This is a genomic window from Streptococcus sp. CL9.43 (assembly GCF_049737935.1).
Taxonomy (GTDB): domain Bacteria; phylum Bacillota; class Bacilli; order Lactobacillales; family Streptococcaceae; genus Streptococcus; species Streptococcus infantis_I.
Genome location: NZ_JBKOTS010000001.1, coordinates 560,117 through 585,651 on the forward strand (window position 1 = coordinate 560,117; position 25,535 = coordinate 585,651).

Sequence of the window (25,535 nt, forward strand, 5' to 3'; positions counted from 1 at the left end):
TTTACTATTTTTTTTGGATTCTGTCCAATTATCCATCGGTACTCCCAAACTTTAAAAGAGCGCAAAAAAAGGAGAACTTAAGTCCTCCTTTTTCTATGTTCTTATTTTTCAGTCAAAGCTGCAAGACCTGGAAGTTCTTTACCTTCGAGGAGTTCCATTGAAGCTCCACCACCAGTAGAGATCCATGAGAATTTGTCTGCACGACCAAGGTTGATCGCAGCAGCAGCTGAGTCACCACCACCAATGATTGATTTAACGCCTGGTTGTTTCACGATAGCATCCATCACACCGATTGTACCAGCTTGGAAGTCAGGGTTTTCAAATACACCCATAGGACCATTCCATACAACTGTTTTCGCACCAGTCAATTCTTGGTCGAATTTAGCGATTGATTTAGGACCGATATCAAGACCAAGGAATCCTGGATCTACTGCTTCACCTTCAGTGTCTTTCACTTCAGTGTAGTCAGCAAATGCGTTTGCTTCTTTTGAGTCAACTGGCAAAATCAATTTGCCGTTTGATTTTTCAAGAAGAGCTTTCGCCACATCCAATTTGTCTTCTTCTACAAGTGAGTTACCGATTTCGATACCTTGAGCTTTGTAGAATGTGTAAGTCATCCCACCACCAATAAGAACTTTATCAGCTTTTTCAAGCAAGTTTTCGATAACACCGATCTTGTCAGATACTTTTGAACCACCAAGGATAGCTACGAATGGACGTTCTGGAGCTTCAACTGCTTCTTTGATGTAAGCAATTTCGTTTTCAAGAAGGAATCCAGCAACGGCTTTATCAACGTTTGCAGAGATACCAACGTTAGATGCATGTGCACGGTGAGCTGTACCGAAGGCATCGTTTACAAAGATACCATCTCCAAGTGATGCCCAGTATTTACCAAGTTCAGGATCATTTTTAGATTCTTTCTTGCCGTCAACATCTTCGTAACGAGTGTTTTCAACCAAGAGAACTTGTCCATCTTCAAGAGCGTTAATCGCTGCTTCCAATTCAGCACCACGAGTAACACCTGGAAGGAAAGTAACTTCTTGACCCAATTTAGCAGCCAAGTCAGCAGCTACAGGAGCAAGTGATTTACCTTCTTTGTCTGCTTCTTCTTTCACACGTCCAAGGTGAGAGAAGAGGATTGCACGTCCACCTTGTTCAAGGATGTACTTGATTGTTGGAAGAGCAGCAGTGATACGGTTATCGTTAGTGATCACGCCATCTTTTACAGGTACGTTGAAGTCAACACGAACGAGAACTTTTTTCCCTTTCAAGTCAACGTCTTTAACAGTCAATTTTGCCATTAGATATGACTCCTTCTTTTTTTTTACGTGTTAATTATATCACAAAATCAATAAAAGAGATAGCAAAACCTTAAACTTTTCTCTTTCTCGATTAGTCTGTTACTTTAAAAATAAGAGTATAAAACTAGTGATTATTAGATAATCGGAACTCTCACTAATTTTAAATTTTCATCCAAAAAATCATTAAATGCTTACTAGTTGGAATAATGATATCCCAACTAAATGATACTTTTTAATAAAAGATTCATTACATTTTTATTAAAATTTACTATTTACTACTTGTTAGATTGCTTAGAATCCTTTAAAATAGAATGGGAGAAATTCCGCGATTAGTTTTCGGAGGGAAAATAAAATGTCCATTAATTGGCAGGAAATTGCATTTCACTTTTTAGGTGGCCTGGGACTATTCTTATATAGTATCAAAACCATGGGGGACGGTTTGCAACAAGCAGCTGGAGATCGTCTTCGATATTACATTGACAAATATACTAGCAATCCTTTCTTTGGAATTTTAGTTGGAATTGGGATGACTGCCCTGATTCAATCGAGTTCAGGTGTTACGGTTATTACAGTTGGTCTGGTTAGCGCTGGACTATTGACCTTACGTCAGGCCATTGGGATTGTTATGGGAGCCAATATTGGAACAACTGTCACATCCTTTATCATTGGTTTTAAATTGGGAGACTACGCATTACCTATGCTCTTTCTCGGAGCAGTCTGTCTCTTCTTCACAAAAAATAGAACCATCAATAACATCGGACGGATTGTCTTTGGTGTCGGTGGTATCTTCTTTGCCCTCAATCTTATGAGTGGCGCCATGGAACCCCTTAAGGATTTACAAGTCTTTAAAGACTACATGGTAGAACTTAGTAAAAATCCAATCTTGGGTGTTCTTGTCGGAACAGGTTTAACCCTTCTGATTCAAGCCTCCTCAGCGACCATCGGGATTCTACAGAATCTATACGCTAGCAATCTGATTGACCTTCAGGGTGCCCTACCAGTTCTCTTTGGAGATAACATTGGAACAACCATCACTGCTATTATCGCTTCCTTGGGTGCTAATATTGCTGCCAAACGTGTGGCGGCAGCCCATGTGGCCTTTAACGTTATCGGGACTGTTATCTGTATTATCTTCCTCGTTCCATTTACAGGCTTAATCCAATGGTTTGAGAGCTTCTTAAATCTAGCTCCAGAAATGACCATTGCCTTCGCCCACGGAACCTTCAACATTACCAATACAATCATTCAGTTTCCATTCATCGGAGCTCTTGCCTTCTTGGTAACCAAACTTATCCCTGGAGAAGACGAAGTTGTCAAATACGAGCCACTTTACCTTGATGAGCAACTGATCAAACAAGCTCCATCTATCGCTCTTGGAAATGCTAAAAAAGAACTTCTACACTTGGGTAATTATGCTGCGAAAGCCTTTGACCTCTCTTACGACTATATCATCAATTCTAATGAAAAAGTTGCAGAAAAGGGACATAAGACTGAAGAAGCTATCAATACCATTGATGAAAAATTGACTCGTTACCTCATTAGTTTATCTGGTGAAGCTTTGAGCCAAAAAGAGAGTGAAGTCTTAACAAATATCCTTGACTCTTCACGAGACTTGGAACGTATCGGAGACCACGCAGAAGCCCTGCTCAATCTTAACGATTATTTGCAACGCAAGAATGTTCAATTCTCTGAGGCTGCCTTAGAAGAACTAGCAGAGATTTATCTTAAAACTAGTGATTTCGTCAAAGATGCTCTTGAGAGTGTGGAAAACAACGACCTCGAGAAAGCTCAAGCTCTTATCGAGCGACACGAAGACATCAACAACATGGAACGTGTCCTTCGTAAGACTCACATCAAACGTCTAAATAACGGAGAGTGTTCTACCCAAGCAGGTGTCAACTTTATCGATATTATTTCACATTACACTCGTGTATCAGACCACGCTATGAACCTTGCTGAAAAGGTTTTGGCAGAACAAATTTAAAACGAAAAAAATGCTTTGATTCTTTCGAATCAAAGCATTTTAAATAGCTCTCCAATCATAATGGAAGATGCGGCTGCGCCCTTGTACCTAGCTTCTTCCTTTTTGATAAAGCGGGCCAGATTGACTAACTCAGGTGAAGGTGTTCTAGGATTCTTGAGTAGTTCAAGTGTGACTAGCCCTGAAAGTCGGACTGCTAGCAATCGCTCATTGGTACTGGGTAATTTCTTAGCAGTCTCTAGCAGTGCATTCACTAGATCTTCACTCAGGTTTTGACGGGCATGATTGTAAAGATCCCGTATCAAGGTTTCTAGGTTTGGTTCTTCCATACCTATCACCTCCATCTTTTATGTTTAATAATTTTTGATTAAATCTACTGTAGAACGATCCAATTTTTTAACCAAGGCTTGTAAGAAAGCTTGAGCTTCAAGGAAATCGTCCATAGCATAAAGGGTTTGGTGAGAGTGGATATAACGGGCACAAACACCGATTGTTGTTGATGGGACACCACCATTTTTCAGATGAGCTGCACCTGCGTCAGTTCCACCTTTTCCACAATAGTATTGGTATTTGATACCAGCTTCTTCGGCAGTTGTCAAAAGAAAATCTTTCATGCCTGGGAGGAGCAAGTGACCTGGATCGTAGAAACGAATCAAGGTTCCATCACCAATTTTACCCTGACCACCATAAACATCACCAGCAGGTGAACAGTCAACTGCCAAAAATACTTCTGGATCAAATTTGGTTGTTGAGGTATGAGCACCACGAAGTCCAACTTCTTCTTGGACATTAGCCCCAAGATAAAGTTCATTGCCTAGTTTTTGGCCTGACAAGTTTTCTGCCAATTCACTCACCATGAGAACTCCGTAGCGGTTATCCCAAGCTTTGGAGATGATATTTTTTTCGTTAGCTGTTAGGATTGCGCTACTATCTGGAACGATTGTGTCTCCAGGGCGGATACCAAAACTTTCGGCCTCAGCCTTATCCGCAAAACCACCATCAAAGACGATATCTGAAATAGCTGGCATGGTTGGCCCGCCTGTCCCACGAGTCAAATGTGGAGGTACTGAACCTGAGATGACTGGAATTTCACGTCCTTGGCGCGTAAAGAGTTTAAATCGTTGGCTGCTGACAACCATCGGGTTCCAACCACCGATTTCAACTACTCGGAAGGTTCCATCTGGTTTGATTTCACTCACCATAAAACCAACTTCATCCATGTGAGATGCTACCAAAACACGAGGTGCATCGACTGCTTCTGAGTGTTTGATACCAAAAATACCACCTAGGCCATCAGTCACTACTTCATCCACGTGAGGAGTTATCTTCTCACGAAGATAAGCGCGTACAGGTGCTTCATGACCTGAGATAGCAGAAAGTTCTGTTACTTCTTTGATTTTAGAAAATAATGTTGTCATTTCTATCCCTTCTTTCTTTCAACCATTTTACCACTTTTTATAGGAGAAGTGTAGTGAAAATCATCAATCTATAGATCTATCTACACCAAAAAAGAATCACGACTGTGATTCTTTTTATTTTGAATTTCTCTTTAAAGAAAAGTGATCTGGTACGGGGTCTTTACCTATTTCAGACCAAGGATGACATCGTAAAATCCGTGCCAATCCCATCAGAACCCCCTTAAATCCATGCTTTTCAATAGCCTGAATCATGTAATTTGAACAAGTAGGCTCAAATCTACAAGAAGGTGGGAATGCAGGGGATATAAAGCGTTGGTAAAAGCGCACAGGCGCAATTAAAATTCGTTTCATTATTTATTAGTTGTTACAGCCATGGTGTGTAGTTGGCTGATTTCTTTTTTGTTAAGACGACGGGATTCTCCTGGACGGAGACCTGTCAAGTCTAAGTGTCCAAAACGTGTCCGAGACAACTTATCCACTTGAAGCCCAACTGCTTCAAACATCTTTTTAACCTGGTGGTTACGTCCTTCATGGATGGTCAACTGTACAACAGAACGGTTTTTAACAGGATCTACTTTGAGAATTTCGTAGACGGCCGGCTTAGTCTTCTTACCATCAATCTCAAGACCACGGGTCAAGGGGCGGAGATTTTCTTTGTTAGCAATTCCTTTCACACGCGCCACATAGACCTTGTCAATCTCATTTCGAGGGTGAATCATCTCGTCTGTAAAGTCACCATCATTGGTCAAAATCAAGACACCTGATGTATCCCAGTCCAAACGTCCTACAGGATAGATACGCTCTTTCACATTAGGCAAAAGATCAACAACCGTCTTACGTCCCTTATCATCTGTTACACTTGAAATCACACCGCGTGGTTTGTTAAGTAGATAGTAGACTTTTTCTTCGTTATAGATGGGTTGGCCTTCAACTTCGACCTTATCACCAGACTTGATAGTTGTCGCAAGTTCACGTACTACCTGACCGTTAACAGTCACCAAGCCTTGCTTGATCAACTCTTCTGCTTTTCTCCTACTGGCCACACCTGCGTGGGCAATATATTTATTGATTCTCATCTTCTTCTATCCTTTCACCAAATAATTGGCTTTCTTGTGCTTGAATTTCAAGCTCGTCAATCACAGGCAATTCTTCCAAATGGTTAATACCCATGTAATCTAGGAAATAATCCGTCGTTACATAGAGATTAGGGCGACCAAGAACTTCTTTCTTTCCATCTTCTCGTATCAAGTCAAAGGCCTGTAACTTTGCCAAAGCTCCACTCGAATTAACCCCACGAATAGCATCGATTTCTATACGTGTGATAGGTTGCTTATAAGCAATAATGGACAAGGTTTCAAGGGCAACTCGAGATAGACTCTGGTTAATGGGCGCCTTAGAATATTCCTTCAAAACATCAGCAAATTGAGGCTTGGTTACCAATTTGTAAGCCCCTCCTGTCTCAATCAGTGCTAAACTGGAATCCTGGTCTTTTTCATACTTGTGGGTTAACTTTTCTAAGCTTTGCTGGATCCCAGTCGGTGGAAGCGATAGGACCTCAGCTAGCTGACGGACTCTAATGCCATCCTCCCCCGCTACAAACAGGAGTGCTTCTATTTCTGCTAAAGTACTCATATTTCCTCTCTATCAAGCTTGACTCTGCTCTACTTGATTTTCTTCATTCTTTTTCATGAGATAAATATCTCCAAAACTCTCTTTTTGAATCAAGAGAATTTCTTGGGTTTTAATCAACTCCAAGGTTGCTAAAAAGAGTGTAATGACCTCGTGTAAATCCTTGGTTTCTTTAAACAAATCCTGCAAGCATAATTGTTGACCTTCAACCAAGGCTTCTCGAACGATGACCATCATATCTTCAATCTTATACTCATCTCGTAAGATTGTTGTGTGACTTTTCGAGAATTCTTCCTTTTTCTTGGTCAGTAAGGTTGAAAAGGCTAAGAAAAGATCAATCGTCGTCTTATCATGCACAAGTTCTGCATCTTCGTAAATTAACTCTGTAGGTGCTTTTGAGTAATATTGAGCTCGTTCCTGGTGCTTCACTTCCAACTGCTCTCCCAGAAGTTTAAATTTACGGTATTCCTCAATCTGAGAAAGGAGATCCTGCTCTAGGTCATCCTCTAAATCCGTCACTTCTGCAACCTTTGGCAAGAGCTTGCGACTCTTAATCAGCATCAGTTGGCTAGCCATCACCATATATTCACCTGCCACTTCTAAACGCATGGCTTGTAAGGTTGATATGTAGGCTAGATACTGCTCAATAACTTCTGTAATCGGTACATCATAGATATCCATCTGATACTTTGAAACCAAGTGTAAGAGCAAGTCCAAAGGCCCTTCAAAATCTTTTAATTTAATATCCATTATCTATATTTTTCTAAGGTCATGACTGTTTTTAATCCCAATTTTTTGGCGATTTCATATAAGTCAACCTTCTCTTCAATTTGTCTCAGTATAAACTGTTCTCTCAATCCTTGAGCCGATAAATCTGCAAAACCTTTTTCCTTTAGAAAGGCTTCTAACTGACGAAAGGCCCATTGACGAGAGTATGACCTACCAGCTTTTTCAAAGAGGTAGGTCTGTCCCATCAAGGGTTCTAACTCTGCAAGTAATTTTGTGGGAAGACTCAAGATTCTTTTTTGAGAAGCTTTATTGATTCTCAACACTTGAAAATCTAGATTCACATCACTTATTTTTATGGCTAGAATTTCACTAGGCAAGAGGCCCAATTCAACTATCAATAAGGCTATTAAACGCCCTTCTGGATATGTACTTTCTTGCCAGAAAGAACTTAAGTCTAAAAGCTCTGACTTGACTTGTTTTTTCTCAGCCTGTTTCGGCAATTCCAAACGATAAAAGGCGCCAATCTTTCCTTTCTGGTATAAAAAGTAAAGAAATTGATTGCAGGCAGAAACTTTACGCTTTTGGGCACTGATTTTAAAATTTGATAGCTGGGCTTGGTAAATTTTTAAACTTGTCTCAGAAATTCGTTCTCCAATAAGATCTAAAAACTGCTCCAAGTCATATTTATAAGACTGTTTAGAATTACTAGATAGATTTTGCTTTTCTTCTAAAAATGTTAAAATCCATTCTCTCATTTGCTTCGAATCTCATATTCCTTACTAAAGTCATGCAGGAGGGCATTGACAGCCTTGAGAATTGACTTCCGCGTGATAATCCCTTGGAAAAGGCCATCCTTACCAACGACTGGCAGGAAAGACTCATCCACTAGCTTATGTAAAACATCCGTCAATGTATAGTCTGGATTAACTACCGCGACATCCTTCTTTGTCATGTGAACAATATCCATATCCGCCATGACTTCCTGACTCAAACCCTGCTCCATTTGATATGCAAAGATATCTCTAAGCCCTATGGTCCCAACAAATTTTTTCTCAGCAGTCACTACTGGAACTCGTGTATAAGTCATCTGGCTAAGGAGGAGAATTGCATGATCTGCATTGTGAGTATCAATGAGCACAGCCAAATTTTCAGCAGGAGTCAAAAAGGTTTCCTCTTGCTCCAGCAAAAAGAGTTCAAATTCTTTGGCAATCATCGAGCAAACTCCTTGGATAAGCCAGGATAAACCTCATGATTACGTGTCAAAAAGTCCACTTTGAAATAGCTGTCATCAATCTCTACACGAGCGTAAAGACATTCTCTGATGGTTCCACGTGGTTGGCTGATAGAACCTGGATTTAGAAAGAGGGTCTTCCCTTCCATCCAAGCATTTGGCACATGTAAGTGACCATAGAGACAGATATCAGCATCTTCCTCTTGGGCCCAGAAATCTAGTTTTTGGAAATTGAAGTTAATGTCAAATAAGTGTCCGTGAGTCTGGATAATCTTGGTAGGACCCAGTTGAGTCACTAAGCGTTCTGGATAATCTGAATAGAAATCCATGTTTCCTCTAACTACCTGAATTCCTTCCCAGAGTGGTGAATCTGGGCGAAGCTCCGAGTCACCATCGTGAAAAATGGCATCAACTTTCCCAAGATAGCGATCACGTATTTCTTCTACAATCAAGCTATCTCCATGGGAGTCGCTCATTACAATGATGGTTTGCTTTGCCATGATGGAAATACCTCCAAAAGTTTCTTAACGGCTAAGGCACGGTGAGATTGACTATTTTTTTCTTCAAGAGTTAATTCAGCTGATGACTTGCCTGTTTCTCCTACTAGGAAAAGAGGGTCATAGCCAAAACCATTTTCACCCTTAGGTTCAAAGTTAATGTAGCCTGGCCAATCGGCTTCGACCACCAAGCTTTCCTTACCTGGGCTAGCCACAACCAAAGTGGTGTGGAATTGTGCCGAACGATCCTTGAGTTCAAAGACCATGGCTAATTCGTGCAAGAGTTTAGCATTGTTTTCCTGGTCAGTGGCTCCCACTCCTGCAAATCGAGCTGACCAAACGCCTGGCAATCCACCGAGGACATCGACTTTAAGACCTGAATCATCTGCTAGAACCATCTTGCCTGTCAATTTGGAGATGGTTTCAGCCTTAAGGCGAGCATTTTCTTCAAAGGTCATACCAGTTTCAGCAACTTCAGGCAGATCTGGGTAATCATTGAGATTCTCCACATCATATCCAAGTTTATCAAATATAGCACGAAATTCCTTGGTCTTCCCTTCATTACGAGTCGCTATCAACAAGGTTTCTCTGACTTTGCTAGTTTCAAAGAAGGCTTCAACATCTACTCCTTCTTTAGGTAATTCCACATGCAAGAGTTGTCCATTTTCAACTAAGAGCAAGGCACCTTGGCGTTGAATGACTTCCAAGTTTCGACCGGCTTCTGCATTTAAAATCTCAACGATAAAAGAGAGTAAACGGACGTTGGAAGACCAACGCATTACCGTAATCGTGATTGGAAAACCATTTTCCTCATCACTGAAAATACGAGCCAAATCCATAAAATCGAGATCAAGAGGATCTTTTATGAGGCTATAGATTCCACCGTAGACGTCCCAGACACCTACATACCAGTCCTGGTCATCCTTGTATTCATAAATTTTGTTTGTCATAATGTTACATGCTCCACATGAATCTCTTTTTCTAGCCATTCCGCTCCAATCTGAGCAAAACTATGGCTATTTGCAGTCGTATAAAAACGGTGTTGTAGAGGGCCGGCATCCCGGCTACGATTAATCTCGAAATAATTAAGTAATACAGAAATATCCCGTACACACTCTGCTCCACTATCAATCAGTTTTACCTCTGGTCCCATCACATTTTGGATAATGGGTCTGAGGAGCGGATAGTGGGTACAGCCCAGAATCAAGCTGTCTACCTTGCCCACTAATGGACGCAAGGTTTCATAAACTACTTTCTTGGTCACACTGGTTGAAAGGGCACCAGACTCAACCAAGGGAGCAAACTTAGGGCAGGCCAAACTTTCAACTTGCAAATTTGGATCTAGGTCATGAATTTTTTGACGATAGATATCTGATTGCACTGTCATCGGTGTTCCAATCACACCGATTCTCCCACCCTGACTTGCTTTGATAGCAGCTGAAGCACCCGGTAAAATCACTCCAAGAGCAGGAATATCGAGTTTGGATTTAATTTCTTCCCAAACAACTGCTGTTGCTGTATTACAAGCGATGACAATCATCTTGACATCCTTAGTCAAAAGAAAGTTGACCAACTGCCAAGTATATTCACGAATTTGCTCAGCAGGACGAGGCCCATAAGGTGCCCGTGCCGAATCTCCAATATAGACGATTTCTTCATGAGGAAGCTGGCGCATGAGCTCACGTACAACGGTCAAGCCTCCAACGCCCGAATCCAAAAAACCAATTGGTCGATTATCCATACAGTCTTCTTTCTAGTCTTATTTTTCTGATTGATAGTTCATTATCATTACATTTCTCGCTGAAATTTCTGATAGACTGGTAAACTCCAGACTATCTCCCTCTTAATCATAATCAAATATCAATAGAATGCAAGGAAAAAGTCTTATCCTTAAATATCAGTTGAATATAGTGAGAAGTCTGGAATTTTCATCCCAGACTTTTCCTATTTATTTCTTTTTATTGTTAGCAAGGGCTGCTTTTTGTTGGCGAATGATTTGGTGGTAAACTTGTTGTACCTTAGCTTCGCTTGGTTTTTGACCATTTGCACTCAACAGAGTACGAACTGCTTCTGCATTCAAACGTGGGTTATCAGCAAATTCTTTTTCGATTTGCTTACGTACCAAGTACATTCCTCCAAGTGCTCCACCAAGAAAAGCTAAAACAATCAAGACAATTGCTAAAATAAGGTCCATAATATTTCTCCTGTTTCTTTTTGAATCTTCTATATTATACCATAAAGTCCCACGCCTGACTAGTTTGATTTACGCTTTCAAAAGGGTAGGGTATTCCTCAGATTCTTTTTCAGCTCTAATCTTTTTTAATTCAATAAGATTAAAAAAAAATAACTAAAATATGGTAAAATAATTCAGTTTTTCCTAAAAAACCTTGCATTGGATTGATTTATTTGCTATATTAAGATTATACAAAACAAAGAAACAGCTTTTTGCAAGACTTATTTTTTTACAGAAAAATGTATGCGCTTACAGAATCGAGAAAGGAGTTTTTATGGAGAAGAGCTATTGGGAAAATCCTGTAAGTATAGCATCCGAAAATTGACCGTTGGAACTGCTTCTGTTTTTCTAGCGACACAGAATGTAGCTTCCGATGGCATCGAAGTGAAAGAAAATCAAGCAAGTGTCAGTGAGAATACGGTTCAAGTGAATACAAAAGTAGGGGAACCCACTCAAGAGGATAAGAAAAATCAACCAAGCACAGAAAATCAAACTTCTACTGAATTAGCTGCCAAAGAGGTAAAACCTGAAAAAGAAACACCTCAAATACATCATCAATCAGAGACTAACGCTGTAGTTGAACCTTCTGAAAATAAGGAGAGTGAAAAACCAGAACTTCCTATGACTAAGCAAGAAAACTATCAACTTCATTACGACCAACCAACTGCCCCTTCTTATGACGGCTGGGAAAAACAAGCCCTGCCAGTCGGAAATGGAGAAATGGGGGCAAAAGTTTTTGGGCTCATCGGTGAAGAAAGAATCCAATACAACGAAAAAACTCTCTGGTCTGGAGGACCTCAACCTGATAGCACTGACTACAACGGAGGGAACTATCAGTACCGCTATAAGGTTTTGGCAGAGATACGTAAAGCATTAGAAGAAGGAAACCGCCAAAAGGCTAAACAACTAGCAGAGCGTAACCTAGTAGGACCAAACAATGCTCAGTATGGTCGTTACCTATCTTTTGGTGATATCTTCATGGTCTTTAACAACCAAAAGAAAGGCTTAGAGAACGTTACCGACTATCATCGTGACTTAGATATCACCGAAGCTATGACGACCACTTCTTATACTCAGGACGGGACAAACTTTAAACGTGAAACCTTCTCTAGCTATCCTGACGATGTCACTGTGACTCACTTGAGTAAAAAAGGAGATAAAACACTTGATTTTACACTTTGGAATAGCTTGACAGAAGATTTACTTGCGAATGGTGACTACTCTTGGGAATATTCGAAGTATAAACAGGGAGCAGTCACTACTGATTCCAATGGTATTTTGCTCAAGGGTACTGTCAAAGACAACGGCCTGAAATTTGCTTCCTATCTTGGCATTAAAACAGACGGACAAGTCACTGCTCAAGATGGCTACTTGACTGTTACAGGGGCCAGTTATGCAACCCTTTTACTCAGTGCCAAGACCAACTTTGCACAAAATCCAAAAACCAATTATCGCAAGGATATTGATGTAGAAGCAACTGTCAAGTCTATCGTCGAAGCTGCCAAGGCCAAAGACTATGAAACTTTAAAAAATAACCACATCAAGGATTATCAAAGTCTCTTTAACCGTGTTCAACTAAATCTTGGCGGTAGCAAGTCTAATCAAACGACAAAAGAAGCTCTTCAAACCTATCATCCCGAAAAAGGGCAAAAACTAGAAGAACTCTTCTTCCAATACGGCCGTTACCTACTCATCAGTTCTTCTCGTGACCGGACAGATGCCCTTCCTGCCAACTTACAAGGAGTCTGGAATGCAGTAGATAATCCACCTTGGAATTCTGACTACCACCTCAATGTCAACCTACAGATGAACTACTGGCCTGCCTACATGAACAATCTTGCAGAAACGGCTAAGCCAATGATCAATTATATCGATGACATGCGCTACTATGGTCGTATCGCTGCTAAAGAATATGCAGGTATCGAGTCCAAAGAAGGCCAAGAAAACGGTTGGCTGGTTCACACCCAGGCGACACCATTTGGCTGGACTACTCCTGGTTGGAACTACTATTGGGGCTGGTCTCCGGCTGCCAATGCTTGGATGATGCAGAACGTCTATGACTACTACAAATTCACCAAGGATGAAACTTATCTTAAAGAAAAGATTTATCCAATGCTCAAGGAAACAGCCAAGTTCTGGAATTCCTTCTTGCACTACGACAAGGCTAGTGACCGTTGGGTTTCTTCTCCATCTTACTCGCCAGAGCATGGAACCATCACGATTGGGAACACCTTTGACCAATCTCTAGTTTGGCAACTCTTCCATGACTATATGGAAGCAGCTAATCATCTCAATGTCGACCAAGACTTGGTAACCGAAGTAAAGGCTAAATTTGACAAGCTCAAACCACTTCATATCAACCAAGATGGCCGAATCAAGGAATGGTACGAAGAAGACAGTCCTCAATTCACTAATGAAGGAATTGAAAACTATCACCGTCACGTTTCCCATCTAGTTGGGCTCTTCCCAGGAACTCTATTTAGCAAGGATCATCCGGAATACCTGGAGGCTGCACGCGCAACCTTAAACCATCGTGGAGATGGGGGGACTGGTTGGTCCAAGGCCAATAAAATCAACCTCTGGGCTCGTCTCCTAGATGGAAATCGTGCCCATCGTTTGTTGGCTGAACAGCTTAAATCTTCAACTCTAGAAAACCTCTGGGATACACACGCGCCTTTCCAAATCGATGGGAACTTTGGTGCCACTAGCGGGATGGCAGAAATGCTCCTTCAATCTCACACAGGCTACATTGCTCCATTACCAGCTCTTCCGGATGCCTGGAAAGATGGGCAAATTTCAGGTCTAGTCGCTCGTGGCAACTTCGAAGTCAGCATGAAATGGAAAGAAAAAAATCTTGAGTCATTAGCTTTCCTTTCCCATGCTGGGGGAGATTTAGTGGTCGATTATCCAGACATCGAATCGAGTATTGTCAAGATTAATGGCAAGGAAGTTCAAGCTAGTCGCCTCAAAGATAACCGTATCCAGCTTGCTACTCAAAAGGGAGATGTCATTACCTTTGAGAACTTTCCTGTGCCTATACCGTCTGAATTTGATTAGACTAAATCTAATCTATATCATAGACTCTCTACGAATCTATTATTTGCATCAGCTTTTTAAAACTTCGCCTTAATCTTATTGCTATAAACAAAAAAGATGGAATATCTTCCATCTTTTTTGTGATAATAAAGTTATATATGAGTATATATATGTACGTACTTCCAATTTCTAGTCTCTAAAATAAACTAAAAAGCCAGTTATAAATCCAGTTAAAAATCGAATATAACAAATTCAAAAGGAATTCATAAAAAAATAAACAAATGTGATACCAAATAAATTCTACAATCGTAATCAGTGGCTTGACTAGGATATAAAATAAAATATCCCAAATAAATTTCATTTTTTATCTTCCTTTCTAGGAAGTCCCGCAATCCAAGGCAGAGCAGATAACATTTTATAAGCCGCAAGAAATTTAGCAACCTCTAGGGCTTTTGGCTCAGATTCCTTCTTCTCAGTCAGTACTCCCATTCCTCTTACCCAGAGGCATGTTCCAATAATTCTAGCCATTCCTGTAAAAAAATTTGGTTGGTTGTCCATATGATTCTCCCGTAGTTCATATCATTTCTAACAGATTAGTTCTTATTGTATTCAGTATATCAAATTTATATAGTTTATCAAGTTTTTATCTGCAAAATAAAAAAGTTTCATAACCTTTCTAGAATAATACTAGGAAGATTATAAAACTTTTCATTAGTTCATATCTTTTTTATAGCGTTCCAATTCTGCTTGGTTAGCCCAAACATAATGTCCTGGACGAATTTCAACCATAGACGGTTTATCAGTTTCGTAGTCGTGTTGGTCTGGATCATAGACTTTCAAAACTTTCTTACGTTCCAAGATTGGATCTGGAATCGGTACAGCTGATAAAAGTGCTTGTGTATATGGATGAACTGGATTGTTAAACAATTCTTCAGTTTCAGCCACTTCAACAATGACACCCTTATAAATTACCGCGATACGATCAGAGATAAAACGAACTACTGACAAATCGTGGGCGATAAAGAGATAGGTCAAGCCCAATTCTTTTTGGAATTTCTTGAGCAAGTTCAAAACTTGGGCACGAACAGAAACGTCCAAGGCTGAAATTGGCTCATCCGCGATAACGAAATCAGGTTCCATAACCAAAGCGCGGGCAATCCCGATACGTTGACGTTGTCCACCTGAAAACTCATGAGGATAACGCGTCAAATGCTCAGACAAAAGTCCAACTTCACTGATAATCTTTTTAACTTTTTCTTGTCTTTCTTCCTCATCCTTAAATAGGTGATAGTTATAAAGACCTTCAGAAATAATATAGTCAACTGTTGCACGTTCATTCAAACTAGCAGCAGGGTCTTGGAAAATCATTTGGATTCGGCGGACTAATTCTGACGCTTGAGTACGTGATTTTTTACCATTAATTTTTTGACCATCAAAGATGATATCACCTTTGCTGGTATTATTCAAACCGATAATTGCACGACCAATTGTTGTTTTACCACTACCTGATTCTCCAACAAGTGAGAATGTTTCACCTTTGTTGATAAAGAAGTTAGCATTTTTAACAGCTACAAACTTTTTACTTCCTTCACCGAAGGAAATCTCTAAGTCTTTAATTTCTACTAATTTTTCAGACATTTCCTTCCTCCTAGTTTTCCAGATGAACAAGACCCATTCTCTCACGAATCTTGTCATGTAAATTTGCAATTACTGCTGGTTTTGCAACTTTTGGTGCTTGCTCATGAAGTAACCATGTTTTAGCCCAATGAGTATCTGAAACAGCAAATTGGGGTGCTTTTTCTTCGAAATCAATTTTCATTGCGTAATCTGAACGAAGAGCAAAAGCATCTCCCTTCAATTCTGTATAAAGTGATGGAGGTGTTCCCGGAATTGAATACAATTCCCCTTTATCGTCAGCCAACTGTGGCAAACTTGATAAGAGGCTCCATGTGTATGGGTGACGTGGATCGTAGAAGATTTCCTCAACTGTACCATACTCAACGATTTCACCAGCATACATAACCGCAACTTTGTCAGCAATACTTGCTACCACACCAAGGTCGTGTGTGATAAAGATTGTTGTAAAGTGGTATTCATTTTGTAGAGACTTCAACAAGTCAATAATCTGAGCCTGAATCGTCACATCAAGGGCAGTTGTTGGCTCATCACAGATAAGAACATCTGGACGACACGCAAGAGCAATAGCGATAACGATACGTTGACGCATCCCTCCAGAATATTGGAATGGATACTCCTCAAAACGCTTTTCAGCATCAGGAATACCAACCTTATTCATGTAGTCGATAGCCATTTCTTTTGCTTCTTTTGCTGTTTTACCTTGGTGTTTAATGATAACTTCAGTAATTTGGCTTCCGATTGTTTTGATTGGGTCCAAACTAGTCATAGGATCTTGGAAGATAGTTGCAATCTTGGCCCCACGAATTTGTTCCCAATCTTTGTGAGACGAAAGTGCTGTTAGGTCTTGTCCACGGTAATCGATGCTCCCCTGAGCAATACGCCCGTTTTCTTCTAACATTCCTGTAAAAGTTTTTGTCAAAACTGATTTACCCGAACCAGATTCTCCAACCAAGGCAAGAACTTCTCCTTCAATCAACTCAAGAGAAACTCCGCGGATAGCGGTCAAAACTTTGTCACGAACATCAAATTCCACGACAATATCTTGAGCAGATAAAATTACATTTTTATTATTTGTCATTTCTACTCCTATCTGTGTGTACGTGGATCACTAGCATCGGCTAAATTTTGTCCAACAATGAAAAGTGATAAGGAAACCAAAACCAAAGTTGTCAATGGAATCCAGAAGAGGTAGGCATTTGTAGTTACGTTCTGAGAATAATCTGAGATCAAACGTCCCAAACTTGGAACTGTAATCGGCAATCCGAGTCCAAAGAATGAAAGGAAAGCTTCATATGAGATAAAGGCTGGAAGCATTTGCGTCAAAGTCGTTACGATAACAGATACCAACTGAGGCATAATATTTTTTACTATAATTTTATATGTCGGTGTCCCCAGTGTCTGAGAAGCAAGGTTATATTCCAAATCACGATAACGCATGATTTGAATACGGATAGAATAAGCAATACCAATCCATGTAGTTACACTCATGGCGAAAATCAAGTTCCAGAAACCTGCACCGATAGAGTAAGTCAAAACGATAACGATCAATAACGATGGAATATTGTTGATAACGTTGTAGACTTCCATCATGATACGGTCTACTGATTTTGAAATACCCCAAATTCCACCTACAATCACACCGATAACAAGGTTTATAAAGGTCGCAATTACAGAAATCAAGATAGAGTTACGAGCTCCAAACCAGACACCATCAAAGAGAGATTTCCCGTTACTATCTGTACCAAACCAATGTTCACCATTCGGTTTGATATAGCGAGCACTAAAATCATTTACCTTACTTACATCGTTAAAGTCAAAATCTGAGAACATTGGATAGATGAAACTCATCAAAACGATGGCAATCAAGATACCGAGCATGATGACTGTTGATTTTTTCTTCAAAAACTGTCTAAAGACAGAACCCCAGTATGAATAGGCAGGAGTATCAATTGCTTCAGAGGCATAATCATCACGTTTTACAAATTGAAATTTATCATTACTAATTGTAGACATTATTTGCCTCCTTTCTCTGTCAATTTAATACGTGGGTCAATCATAGTCATCCAAATATCCCCTACAAATAATGAGAAGATAGAGATACATGTAAAGATAAAGACAAGACCAACAACCATATTGTTGTTTGATGCTTTTACAGAGTCAATCAGCATTTTACCCATACCAGGGAAAGCGAAGACTGTTTCTGTAAGAGTTGCTCCACCGATAACACCAATAATAGAACCTGGAATACCTGAAACGAGCGGTACCATAGCGTTCTTAAAGATGTGTTTATTTGAAATTTCTTTCTCAGATAGACCTTTTGCACGTGCAAAACGAACAAAGTCTTGAGATTGTAAGTCAATCATGTAACGACGAATCCAAATTGCCATACCAGGTGCACCCAACAAGCCCAAAATCACTGCAGGAAGGACATAAGAACGCCAATCTCCAGCACCCAAAATTGGGAATGAATCAGGAAATCCGATAGATGAACCAATCAAACGAATGATATAAACCAAGGCAATGGTTGGAAGGGCAAGCAAGAAAGTCAAAATTCCTGTAGAGAAACTATCAATCCAAGTATTTTTGTAACGAGCCATTGCAGAACCAAGTGGAATTGCAATCGCGTATGAAATAGCAAGACCAATCAAACCTGTGATAGCAGAACTTGCAATCATTGATGGATACTGATAGTTACTTTCAGTAGCTGTGTATGGATCATCCTTACCATAGTTTGCTACTTCACGTGCATCTGCTTGACTTGGAGATTTATAAGTTCTTGAGTAGATATTGACTGATGATGTTTTCTTACCAGTTGGGAATTGAACTTCAGAAGTCTTGGTTTGTCCTTGTCCTTGTGTGATAACTTGAAGCACAGGAGTATTGGCATAAGTTGGATAAGAATCTCCTAAGTTTAAGTTCACAAAGTTTTGATGAACAAATGGGAATTGACTGTTGAAGTACAAGAGGTATTTATGTTTAGTCCCTGAACCTACCAAAGACCATCCAATAGCTGGATCGTTTTCAAATCGCAAATAACGCTCTAAATTAGGATTTTCTGGATCTTGAATCTTGTTTGTATGGTCAATATCAAGCAAGTTTGCATAGAATTTGAACACACGCTCAAAAATAGGAATTTCACGAGTCGCATAGAATTGTCCGCTCTCTGTGAATACACCCAAAGTCCAACCGTTACCAAGTTGTTGGATATATTTTTCGTAGATAGCTTTATTTGTATCGTTTGCATCAACGGTTACAGAAGGGTCAATGCTACTAGCTTTTTCCTGCAACTCTTTCGTATCGTAATATTCGATATAACCCATACGCTCAAAAACGGTATTTTCATAGTTATCACGTTTATCAGCTGTTGTTGCAATTTTATTGTAGTTAGTATCTTGTTTGAAGATCAACTTCCGTGGAACCATCGTATAGATGATTGTGTAAATCAAGGTCGTTACTAAAAAGATAGAAACTAACGACCGCAAGATACGCATAAAAACATATTTTTTCATATTATTTCCTTTAAAATCCCAAAAGAACCTTCTCCTTTTGGAGAGAAAGTTCTGATGAGCATTATTTATTTCACGTGGCTCGCTAATTCTTTTTGAGCTTTTTCATTTGATTCAGCTTTTTCTTTGAGCCATTTTTCACGAGCTTTTTGGTATTCTTCTTTTGTAATAGGTTTTTCACCAACTTCAGTGTACTTCAAGTAACCTGAGGTTTCTCCTTTAAGACCCGCAACTGAGTATGAAGAAGTAAATGGAATAACTTTAGATACAAATGATACAGCAGTTTCTTTCGGACCTGCCATTACAGGAATTGTCAAACCGTTGTCTGTTAACCAAGCTTGTGCAAGGGCATATTTTTCATAACGTTTTTGAACGTCTTGATTTTCTTTGTTTGCTTCATCAAGTAATTTTTCATAGTCAGACAAACCAAGTTTTTGGATAACTGATGCATCAGTATCTTTATCGATACCCATAATCAAACGAGTATTACCACCTTTAATCGTGAACTGGTCTAAGAAAGTTGATGGATCTTGGTAATCAGGATTCCATCCAGTCAAGGTATGAATATCCCAGTCTTGTTCTTTAGCTGTTGGAGCACTAAATGAAAGTGGTAAAGCTTCTGCTTGGGTCATTTGTTGAAGATCGATGACAACATTGTCAGCTCCAAGTACGTTTTCAATAGACTGTTTAAGTGATTGAACACGGTTTACAACTGCTGTAGACTCTTGGATTGTTAGAGCATCCAAGTGAATTGGGAATTCTACCCCTTCTGCTTTCAAGCTTTCTTTTGCTTTAGCAAAGGCAGCTTTAGCTTTTTCTTCGTTGTAAAGACCATTTTGCGAATCAGCAAGCGATACGTTTGACCATGTGCTTGAGTTTGTCTTCGCAAGACTTTCTTCTACAAGTTTACCAAACTGTTTGTCTCCAACTTGAAGATTATATGGTGAGAATGTATTACGGATTGCAACTGCAGCACCATCTGTACCATTTGTCTGAGCTGAGTAAGAATTACGGTCTACCGCAAAGTTAAGGGCTTGACGGAATTCTTTGTTTAGCAAAGCTTTTCTTGTAGATTCTTTTTGGCTATCTGTTGTTTTTGAGGTATGGTTATAAGTTGTACGACCATAGTTCACACTTACAGTAGCGATAGCTGATCCTGGTTCGTTAAAGAAGATATTATCTTTGAACTCAGAAGCATATTTTTCATACGTTGAGCTAGTAGGATAGATCCGAGCTTTACTGTATTGTCCTTCTGAGAATCCTTTAGCAACGATATCTTGGTCTTTCCCATCCCAGTAAGTAAATTTGATGTTTTGAATTTTAACAGCGTCTTTATCCCAATAAGCATCGTTCTTAGCCATCTCAATCGAAGACTTAGCAGTGATTGATTTCAAAACAAACGGTCCATTATACAAAATAGATGATGGATCTGTAGGTGCACCAAAGCCTTCCCCTTTTGATTTAAGGAAATCTTCGTTGATTGGCATCATCACGCCATTTGTTGTTTTGTCATTCCAGAAAGTCTCTGGCTGATTCAATGTATACTCAAGAGTGTTATCGTCAACTGCTTTTATACCAACAGTTGAAAAATCGTTTGTTTCACCGTTAATGTAAGCACTAAGTCCTTTGATTGAAGAACTAATAACTGACAAACCTTTTGATTTGCCTTCTACCGCGTGTTTCAAACCTGTCACAAAGTCTTGGGCTTTAACTGGAGCATATTCTTCTCCTTCAGCAGTAACCCACTTAGCATCCTTACGGATTTTATAAGTATAAGTCAAACCGTCTTGTGAAACTGTCCATGATTCAGCAATCGATGGTACAAGGTTTCCATATTTATCGTTAGCAAGCAAACCATCTACCGCATTTGTCGTCACAAAAGAAGTAGAATCAACGTTGTTAACAACGTAATCCAATGTTTCAGGATCAACTGAATAAACGTATTTATAATCTGATGCTAATTTTGTATTGCTTGAGCCTGCATTTGAATTTGAATTTGAACATGCAGCAAGTACTCCGACTGCAAGCAAGGATACTCCCGCTACCGCAAGAATCCGACTTTTTTTCATTTTTTAAACTCCTCGTTTTAAATAGTGGATATTGAAGATTATACCACAGTTTTTTTAAAAAGTAAACGAATTTTCAGAATATTTTGTCGCATGTTTTTTTACACATTTGAATCTTATGTTTTCAGAAAAGAAAACTATTGACGAGAAACAATTTTCAAGGTATAATAATAAAAGTTAAGGCGGTATAGCCAAGTGGTAAGGCACGGCTCTGCAAAAGCTTGATCGTCGGTTCAAATCCGTCTACCGCCTTTTTTATACTATTTTATAGGAATTTATCCGAAAAAAAGCCCATTTTTATGGGCTTTTTTATTTTTATTTTCGTATAAAAAAGATAACTTTAAAAACTTTTGGGGCGAGGGTGTTTTTTAGAGCTTGGATTTAAAATCCAAGCTCTCAGGGTAAACAAAAAAAGACCGCTCAAAAAAGCTTTATCAGTTTTCTCTGATAAAGCTTTTGTTTTATTCAGTTTCTTCTTCTGATTCAAGTTCTTGAATTTGAACCTTAAGCTTGGTGACACGACCATTTTTGACCTTGTCATTTGTCAAGGTGATATGCTTGTTGCCACTATCTAACTCATAACTGAGTTTCTCAGATGTTGGAATAGTTCCCACACCAGTCAAATAGTACCCAGCAATGGTATCTACATCGTCACTTTCAAGAACAACATCAAAATAGTCATTGAAATCGTTCAAATTCATTGTCCCTTGGACAATATGAGTGTCCTCGCCGATAGTATGAACATAGACTTCAGCACGGTCAGTTTCATCATCAATCTCACCAACAATCTCTTCAAGGAGATCCTCAAGTGTTACCAAACCAGCCATTCCTCCGTATTCATCAAGAAGAATTGCCATCTGTCTTTGTGAATTTCTTAGTTCTTTTAACAAATCGTCCACAAAAATAGTTTCTGGTACAAATAGAGGTTCCTGTAATATCTTTCTCAATACAATATTATCAAAACCATCGGTAAACCCTGCTTTTAGCAGACTCTTTGTATGAATCAAACCAATAACATTGTCCTTATCGCCGTCATAAACAGGAATTCGAGAAAAATTTTGTTTTAAGATACTTTCGATAATAGTCTGAGTGTCATCTTTGATATCTACCATAAAGGCATCTGTTCGAGGAACCATGACTTCACGCGCCATAAGCTCATCTAGTGAGAAAATCCCCTGCAACATCTCGATTTCATCAGCATCCAAAGTTTCTTCGCTCTTAGTCAGCATGTACTCAATCTCATCACGAGTCATTTTTTCGTCTGCATCGTCAAATGTCATCGGCGTTAAACGGCTCAAAAGATTGGTTGATGCAGATAGCATCCAAACAAAGGGACTCACAATCTTACCGAGAGCAATAATAAATGGTACAGTTCGGATTACCAAGGCATCCTTAAGATTTAGAGCAATGCGTTTAGGATAAAGTTCACCAAAAACGATAGAGATATAGGTCAAGAAAGCAAGTGACAGGAAGCTTGCGATTGCGTGCGCAGTTTCGCTATTTCCCATCCATGAGGCTATCAATTGTCCTAGAGAGTCTGCTAGTTTAGCCCCTGACAAGATTGTAATTAAAGTAATACCAACTTGAATGGTTGATAAAAAGTGATTGGGGTTTTCAAGTACCTTTAGCAAACGGATATAGCGTTTATCCCCCTCTTCAGCCTTTTGTTCAACACGTGAGCGACTAAGAGAAACCATAGCCATCTCTGTAGCAGAGAAAAAAGCATTTAAAAAGGTCAAAACAACTAATAATACAAATTGCAGTAACAAATCCTGACTGCTCGGGTCTTCCATTTTCCTTCTCCTAAAAAGTATAATTGTGACTATTATACCATATTTTTCAACTTCTACACATTAAATTGTGATTTCTATAGTAAATCCCCTACCGAAACAATAAGGGACCGACTATCTATTAGTTCTTTGTAACAGTTACTTTTCCTGTTCGGTAATCTAACTGAATTCCCTTTTGAACGTTAGGAACTACGACGTTAAACTCCAATTCACCATCAGATGATTTGGCTTCAATCTGAGATGCAGAAGGAACCAAATCTTCTTCTGTAGCGTAGAGCAATGTGACACGGTAACGCACGCGCTTATTTTGATCCAAAGCCTTTCGAACTAAACTTTCATAGTAGTTTTGTCCAGTCGAATCTTCTGCGCGTGCTTGGTTGGCCCAGGCTGTTTGTACAGCGATATTTTTGGGATTGCTAGTAGATGCATCAAAACCATCTAAACCACCAATCAAGGCATAGCCTAATAAATGTCCTCTATCTACAGCGTGATTATAAGTCCCTTTTAGGTTTTTGACTTGATGCCATCCTGCTGGGGTCCAAGAAGTTGAACCATTACCGGTTTCTTCACGGTCTTTGTACTGTCTTGTTGCTTTTGACATAAGGGCATTAGCCACAGTTGGAACCGTCTCCCCACCTACAGTTTTTGTCTTGTTATCAGCATAGGGTTTACTTGAAACCTTTGCATCTAAGTTCGTTTTGTTCCCATTTACGATAAAGGCACCTGCTCCATTCCACTCAATAGTACCCTTTATTTGTTTTTTTACCGAATCAGTCAGTACACTCTCGGCCAGTTCTTGACTTGGAGCATCAGACGACTGGGATTTTTCTTTTACTCGTGTTTGTGGTGCAGTGTTGGAATACTGCATTTGTTTAATATAGTAGCTTCCTGCTGACAAGAGCAAAAAGAGCAAGAGACCAATTAGGGCCTGCCTTGTTTTTTTGTTCATACTTTCTCCTTCATTTCACTTCCTAGAAAAAGACTGGTCTCCCAGCCTATTTTCCTGTAAATTTCGCAATTAACTCATGCCATTTTTCTGGAGCTAAAATCGCCCATGGATCTTGCCCCTTGCCTAAGATACCGTAGCCAATCATCAAGCCAATTCCAAGTGCTAAGAGACCTAAAAGTAAAACAATGATGACTAAAAGAAATCGACGCAGCACATAAGCTACTTCTTTATTCATCTTCATCTTCATCAGCTTCCACACTTACCCGTTCAATATTAGCTCCTAACTGAGCTAACTTTTCATGAAAACGATAATAACCTCTATCCAAATGGACAAGTTTTCCAACAACAGTCTCACCCTCGGCCACTAAGCCTGTCAATATCAAGGCTGCACTTGCACGAAGGTCCGTAGACAGCACTTCTGCCCCTTGGAGAGGTTGCCCGCCAACAATACGAGCAGTGTCACGGATAATCTCAGAATGCAAGCCCATGCGACGCATTTCCTCTAGATGTTGGAAACGATTCTCAAAAACTGTCTCAACCATAGTTGATTCTCCTTGAGCAACCGTCATAAGAGCAGTAAACTGCGCCTGCATGTCCGTAGGAAACCCTGGATGTGGTAAGGTCTTGACATGAACTGCTTTTAGTTTGTCCCGTTGAGAACGGATGCGGATACCTTCATCCTCATCGATGACTTCAACACCCATTTCTTGTAATTTCGCCAACAAGGGACGGTTGTGTTCCCAGATAGCATCTTGAATCAGGACATCTCCACCTGTCATTGCAGCAGCAACCATGAATGTCCCTGCTTCGATGCGGTCTTGAACAACGTTATGGGTTGCACCATGCAAGTTTTCAACACCAGTGATGGTAATGCTCTCTGTTCCTGCGCCTTTGACTTTAGCTCCCATTTTATTCAAGAGGACAGCCAAGTCTACAATTTCAGGTTCACGCGCAGCATTTTCGATAACAGTTACGCCATCAGCTAGCGTTGCAGCCATCATCAAGTTTTGGGTTGCCCCAACACTAGGAAAGTCCATATAGATATGGGCCCCATGCAAGCGTTCTGCCTTAGCTTCGATATAGCCAGCTGTTTGGGTAATCTTAGCCCCCATTGCTTCCAAACCTTTAAGGTGAAGGTCAATCGGACGACTACCAATTGTACAACCACCTGGCATCGAAACTTTAGCGTGACCAACCCTAGCTAGGATTGGACCCAAGACTACAATAGAAGCACGCATCTTGCTAACATACTTATAGGGAGCTTCTTCTGTGATATCATCTGTCGCATCCACTTCAACAATGTGTGCATCTTGATCAAAATTAACTTTCGCATTTAATCCACGAACTACTTGGTTCATGGTAAAGACATCCGATAGGATAGGAACATTTTTTAAAACTGTTTTTCCTTCGCTTGCTAAAATTGTCGCCGCAAGTAGTGGCAAAACTGCATTTTTCGCGCCCTCAATGGTAACACTTCCGACAAGGCGATTATCGCCACCTCGAACTACAATTTTTTCCATAAATATTTTCC

At 39.8% G+C, this 25,535-nt stretch carries 25 protein-coding genes and 1 tRNA gene; 3 read left to right on the forward strand and 23 right to left on the reverse strand.

Translation table 11 applies throughout. The features are described from left to right. Positions 1-101: 101 nt before the first annotated feature. Positions 102-1,301 carry a phosphoglycerate kinase gene (locus ACLNCS_RS02735; RefSeq protein WP_225750738.1) on the reverse strand — a complete coding sequence of 400 codons (1,200 nt, stop codon included), beginning with the start codon at positions 1,299-1,301 and terminating at the stop codon, positions 102-104. A gap of 352 nt (positions 1,302-1,653) precedes the next feature. Between ACLNCS_RS02735 and ACLNCS_RS02740 the strand changes: the two genes are divergently transcribed. Next, positions 1,654-3,285, forward strand: coding sequence for a Na/Pi cotransporter family protein (locus ACLNCS_RS02740; RefSeq protein WP_004251733.1), 1,632 nt, complete (start codon positions 1,654-1,656; stop codon positions 3,283-3,285). Between the two features lie 29 nt (positions 3,286-3,314). Here the strand turns inward: ACLNCS_RS02740 and ACLNCS_RS02745 are convergent, their stop codons facing one another. The 12 genes from ACLNCS_RS02745 to ACLNCS_RS02800 form a co-directional block, all read right to left on the reverse strand. After that, entirely contained in the window at positions 3,315-3,611 is a 297-nt protein-coding gene (locus tag ACLNCS_RS02745; protein ID WP_424847111.1) for a bacteriocin immunity protein, read from the reverse strand. A gap of 24 nt (positions 3,612-3,635) precedes the next feature. Further along, positions 3,636-4,700, reverse strand: coding sequence for a glutamyl aminopeptidase (gene pepA, locus ACLNCS_RS02750; RefSeq protein ID WP_004251727.1), 1,065 nt, complete (start codon positions 4,698-4,700; stop codon positions 3,636-3,638). A gap of 114 nt (positions 4,701-4,814) precedes the next feature. After that, positions 4,815-5,051 carry a membrane protein insertion efficiency factor YidD gene (yidD, locus tag ACLNCS_RS02755; protein WP_025170542.1) on the reverse strand — a complete coding sequence of 79 codons (237 nt, stop codon included), beginning with the start codon at positions 5,049-5,051 and terminating at the stop codon, positions 4,815-4,817. Further along, positions 5,051-5,776, reverse strand: a complete 726-nt coding sequence (locus ACLNCS_RS02760; RefSeq protein ID WP_004251725.1) for a pseudouridine synthase — start codon at positions 5,774-5,776, stop codon at positions 5,051-5,053. The genes yidD and ACLNCS_RS02760 overlap by 1 nt, the downstream gene beginning before the upstream one ends. After that, on the reverse strand, positions 5,763-6,332 hold the full coding sequence (gene scpB, locus ACLNCS_RS02765) for an SMC-Scp complex subunit ScpB (RefSeq protein WP_424847114.1): 570 nt from the start codon (positions 6,330-6,332) through the stop codon (positions 5,763-5,765). Before scpB ends, ACLNCS_RS02760 begins: the two co-directional genes overlap by 14 nt. A 12-nt stretch (positions 6,333-6,344) precedes the next feature. After that, the gene (locus ACLNCS_RS02770; protein ID WP_004251721.1) at positions 6,345-7,079 is read right to left on the reverse strand and encodes a segregation/condensation protein A; all 735 of its coding nucleotides are present in this window, start codon (positions 7,077-7,079) and stop codon (positions 6,345-6,347) included. Beyond that, positions 7,079-7,813, reverse strand: coding sequence for a site-specific tyrosine recombinase XerD (gene xerD / locus ACLNCS_RS02775; RefSeq protein ID WP_004251716.1), 735 nt, complete (start codon positions 7,811-7,813; stop codon positions 7,079-7,081). The genes ACLNCS_RS02770 and xerD overlap by 1 nt, the downstream gene beginning before the upstream one ends. Further along, positions 7,810-8,271: a cyclic-di-AMP-binding protein CbpB gene (gene cbpB / locus ACLNCS_RS02780; RefSeq protein ID WP_004251714.1), complete on the reverse strand. Its 462-nt coding sequence runs from the start codon at positions 8,269-8,271 to the stop codon at positions 7,810-7,812. The genes xerD and cbpB overlap by 4 nt, the downstream gene beginning before the upstream one ends. Continuing rightward, the gene (locus ACLNCS_RS02785) at positions 8,268-8,789 is read right to left on the reverse strand and encodes a metallophosphoesterase (RefSeq protein WP_004251713.1); all 522 of its coding nucleotides are present in this window, start codon (positions 8,787-8,789) and stop codon (positions 8,268-8,270) included. Before ACLNCS_RS02785 ends, cbpB begins: the two co-directional genes overlap by 4 nt. Then, positions 8,765-9,775, reverse strand: coding sequence for a nucleoside-triphosphate diphosphatase (locus tag ACLNCS_RS02790; RefSeq protein ID WP_424847117.1), 1,011 nt, complete (start codon positions 9,773-9,775; stop codon positions 8,765-8,767). Before ACLNCS_RS02790 ends, ACLNCS_RS02785 begins: the two co-directional genes overlap by 25 nt. Continuing rightward, positions 9,733-10,527: a glutamate racemase gene (gene racE / locus ACLNCS_RS02795; RefSeq protein ID WP_424847119.1), complete on the reverse strand. Its 795-nt coding sequence runs from the start codon at positions 10,525-10,527 to the stop codon at positions 9,733-9,735. The genes ACLNCS_RS02790 and racE overlap by 43 nt, the downstream gene beginning before the upstream one ends. A 207-nt stretch (positions 10,528-10,734) precedes the next feature. Then, entirely contained in the window at positions 10,735-10,980 is a 246-nt protein-coding gene (locus tag ACLNCS_RS02800; RefSeq protein WP_004251708.1) for a YneF family protein, read from the reverse strand. 282 nt (positions 10,981-11,262) lie between these two features. Between ACLNCS_RS02800 and ACLNCS_RS02805 the strand changes: the two genes are divergently transcribed. Next, entirely contained in the window at positions 11,263-14,076 is a 2,814-nt protein-coding gene (locus ACLNCS_RS02805) for a glycosyl hydrolase family 95 catalytic domain-containing protein (protein ID WP_424847122.1), read from the forward strand. Positions 14,077-14,412: 336 nt separating this feature from the next. Here the strand turns inward: ACLNCS_RS02805 and ACLNCS_RS02810 are convergent, their stop codons facing one another. From ACLNCS_RS02810 to ACLNCS_RS02835, 6 genes are all read right to left on the reverse strand, one after another. After that, positions 14,413-14,613 (reverse strand): hypothetical protein, encoded by a 201-nt coding sequence (locus ACLNCS_RS02810; RefSeq protein ID WP_004251701.1) that lies wholly within the window; start codon positions 14,611-14,613, stop codon positions 14,413-14,415. 153 nt (positions 14,614-14,766) lie between these two features. Next, positions 14,767-15,693: an ATP-binding cassette domain-containing protein gene (locus ACLNCS_RS02815; protein ID WP_004251696.1), complete on the reverse strand. Its 927-nt coding sequence runs from the start codon at positions 15,691-15,693 to the stop codon at positions 14,767-14,769. A gap of 10 nt (positions 15,694-15,703) precedes the next feature. Beyond that, positions 15,704-16,771, reverse strand: coding sequence for an ABC transporter ATP-binding protein (locus ACLNCS_RS02820; RefSeq protein ID WP_004251684.1), 1,068 nt, complete (start codon positions 16,769-16,771; stop codon positions 15,704-15,706). An 8-nt stretch (positions 16,772-16,779) separates the two neighbouring features. Then, positions 16,780-17,706 carry an oligopeptide ABC transporter permease OppC gene (oppC, locus tag ACLNCS_RS02825; RefSeq protein WP_004251681.1) on the reverse strand — a complete coding sequence of 309 codons (927 nt, stop codon included), beginning with the start codon at positions 17,704-17,706 and terminating at the stop codon, positions 16,780-16,782. Further along, positions 17,706-19,202, reverse strand: coding sequence for an ABC transporter permease (locus ACLNCS_RS02830; protein WP_004251679.1), 1,497 nt, complete (start codon positions 19,200-19,202; stop codon positions 17,706-17,708). The genes oppC and ACLNCS_RS02830 overlap by 1 nt, the downstream gene beginning before the upstream one ends. Positions 19,203-19,267: 65 nt before the next feature. Continuing rightward, a complete protein-coding gene (locus tag ACLNCS_RS02835; protein WP_004251676.1) occupies positions 19,268-21,268 on the reverse strand; it encodes a peptide ABC transporter substrate-binding protein in 2,001 nt (666 codons plus the stop codon). 178 nt (positions 21,269-21,446) lie between these two features. Here ACLNCS_RS02835 and ACLNCS_RS02840 point away from each other — a divergent pair. Beyond that, positions 21,447-21,517, forward strand: a tRNA-Cys gene (locus tag ACLNCS_RS02840). Positions 21,518-21,726: 209 nt separating this feature from the next. Here ACLNCS_RS02840 and ACLNCS_RS02845 read toward each other — a convergent pair. From ACLNCS_RS02845 to murA, 4 genes are all read right to left on the reverse strand, one after another. Next, on the reverse strand, positions 21,727-23,058 hold the full coding sequence (locus tag ACLNCS_RS02845; RefSeq protein ID WP_424847126.1) for a hemolysin family protein: 1,332 nt from the start codon (positions 23,056-23,058) through the stop codon (positions 21,727-21,729). Between the two features lie 118 nt (positions 23,059-23,176). After that, on the reverse strand, positions 23,177-24,004 hold the full coding sequence (locus ACLNCS_RS02850) for a DNA/RNA non-specific endonuclease (protein WP_247921919.1): 828 nt from the start codon (positions 24,002-24,004) through the stop codon (positions 23,177-23,179). Between the two features lie 46 nt (positions 24,005-24,050). Next, positions 24,051-24,245: a DNA-directed RNA polymerase subunit beta gene (locus tag ACLNCS_RS02855; RefSeq protein ID WP_053092421.1), complete on the reverse strand. Its 195-nt coding sequence runs from the start codon at positions 24,243-24,245 to the stop codon at positions 24,051-24,053. Further along, positions 24,232-25,524, reverse strand: coding sequence for a UDP-N-acetylglucosamine 1-carboxyvinyltransferase (gene murA, locus ACLNCS_RS02860; RefSeq protein WP_049494507.1), 1,293 nt, complete (start codon positions 25,522-25,524; stop codon positions 24,232-24,234). Before murA ends, ACLNCS_RS02855 begins: the two co-directional genes overlap by 14 nt. Between the last annotated feature and the right edge of the window lie 11 nt (positions 25,525-25,535).

Coding starts and splice junctions, on each gene's coding strand:
- ACLNCS_RS02735 (WP_225750738.1), bottom strand. CDS start 1,301: ATGGCAAAATTGACTGTTAAAGACGTTGACTTGAAAGGGAAAAAAGTT.
- ACLNCS_RS02740 (WP_004251733.1), top strand. CDS start 1,654: ATGTCCATTAATTGGCAGGAAATTGCATTTCACTTTTTAGGTGGCCTG.
- ACLNCS_RS02745 (WP_424847111.1), bottom strand. CDS start 3,611: ATGGAAGAACCAAACCTAGAAACCTTGATACGGGATCTTTACAATCAT.
- pepA (WP_004251727.1), bottom strand. CDS start 4,700: ATGACAACATTATTTTCTAAAATCAAAGAAGTAACAGAACTTTCTGCT.
- yidD (WP_025170542.1), bottom strand. CDS start 5,051: ATGAAACGAATTTTAATTGCGCCTGTGCGCTTTTACCAACGCTTTATA.
- ACLNCS_RS02760 (WP_004251725.1), bottom strand. CDS start 5,776: ATGAGAATCAATAAATATATTGCCCACGCAGGTGTGGCCAGTAGGAGA.
- scpB (WP_424847114.1), bottom strand. CDS start 6,332: ATGAGTACTTTAGCAGAAATAGAAGCACTCCTGTTTGTAGCGGGGGAG.
- ACLNCS_RS02770 (WP_004251721.1), bottom strand. CDS start 7,079: ATGGATATTAAATTAAAAGATTTTGAAGGGCCTTTGGACTTGCTCTTA.
- xerD (WP_004251716.1), bottom strand. CDS start 7,813: ATGAGAGAATGGATTTTAACATTTTTAGAAGAAAAGCAAAATCTATCT.
- cbpB (WP_004251714.1), bottom strand. CDS start 8,271: ATGATTGCCAAAGAATTTGAACTCTTTTTGCTGGAGCAAGAGGAAACC.
- ACLNCS_RS02785 (WP_004251713.1), bottom strand. CDS start 8,789: ATGGCAAAGCAAACCATCATTGTAATGAGCGACTCCCATGGAGATAGC.
- ACLNCS_RS02790 (WP_424847117.1), bottom strand. CDS start 9,775: ATGGCTAGAAAAAGAGATTCATGTGGAGCATGTAACATTATGACAAAC.
- racE (WP_424847119.1), bottom strand. CDS start 10,527: ATGGATAATCGACCAATTGGTTTTTTGGATTCGGGCGTTGGAGGCTTG.
- ACLNCS_RS02800 (WP_004251708.1), bottom strand. CDS start 10,980: ATGGACCTTATTTTAGCAATTGTCTTGATTGTTTTAGCTTTTCTTGGT.
- ACLNCS_RS02805 (WP_424847122.1), top strand. CDS start 11,263: ATGCGCTTACAGAATCGAGAAAGGAGTTTTTATGGAGAAGAGCTATTG.
- ACLNCS_RS02810 (WP_004251701.1), bottom strand. CDS start 14,613: ATGGACAACCAACCAAATTTTTTTACAGGAATGGCTAGAATTATTGGA.
- ACLNCS_RS02815 (WP_004251696.1), bottom strand. CDS start 15,693: ATGTCTGAAAAATTAGTAGAAATTAAAGACTTAGAGATTTCCTTCGGT.
- ACLNCS_RS02820 (WP_004251684.1), bottom strand. CDS start 16,771: ATGACAAATAATAAAAATGTAATTTTATCTGCTCAAGATATTGTCGTG.
- oppC (WP_004251681.1), bottom strand. CDS start 17,706: ATGTCTACAATTAGTAATGATAAATTTCAATTTGTAAAACGTGATGAT.
- ACLNCS_RS02830 (WP_004251679.1), bottom strand. CDS start 19,202: ATGAAAAAATATGTTTTTATGCGTATCTTGCGGTCGTTAGTTTCTATC.
- ACLNCS_RS02835 (WP_004251676.1), bottom strand. CDS start 21,268: ATGAAAAAAAGTCGGATTCTTGCGGTAGCGGGAGTATCCTTGCTTGCA.
- ACLNCS_RS02845 (WP_424847126.1), bottom strand. CDS start 23,058: ATGGAAGACCCGAGCAGTCAGGATTTGTTACTGCAATTTGTATTATTA.
- ACLNCS_RS02850 (WP_247921919.1), bottom strand. CDS start 24,004: ATGAACAAAAAAACAAGGCAGGCCCTAATTGGTCTCTTGCTCTTTTTG.
- ACLNCS_RS02855 (WP_053092421.1), bottom strand. CDS start 24,245: ATGAAGATGAATAAAGAAGTAGCTTATGTGCTGCGTCGATTTCTTTTA.
- murA (WP_049494507.1), bottom strand. CDS start 25,524: ATGGAAAAAATTGTAGTTCGAGGTGGCGATAATCGCCTTGTCGGAAGT.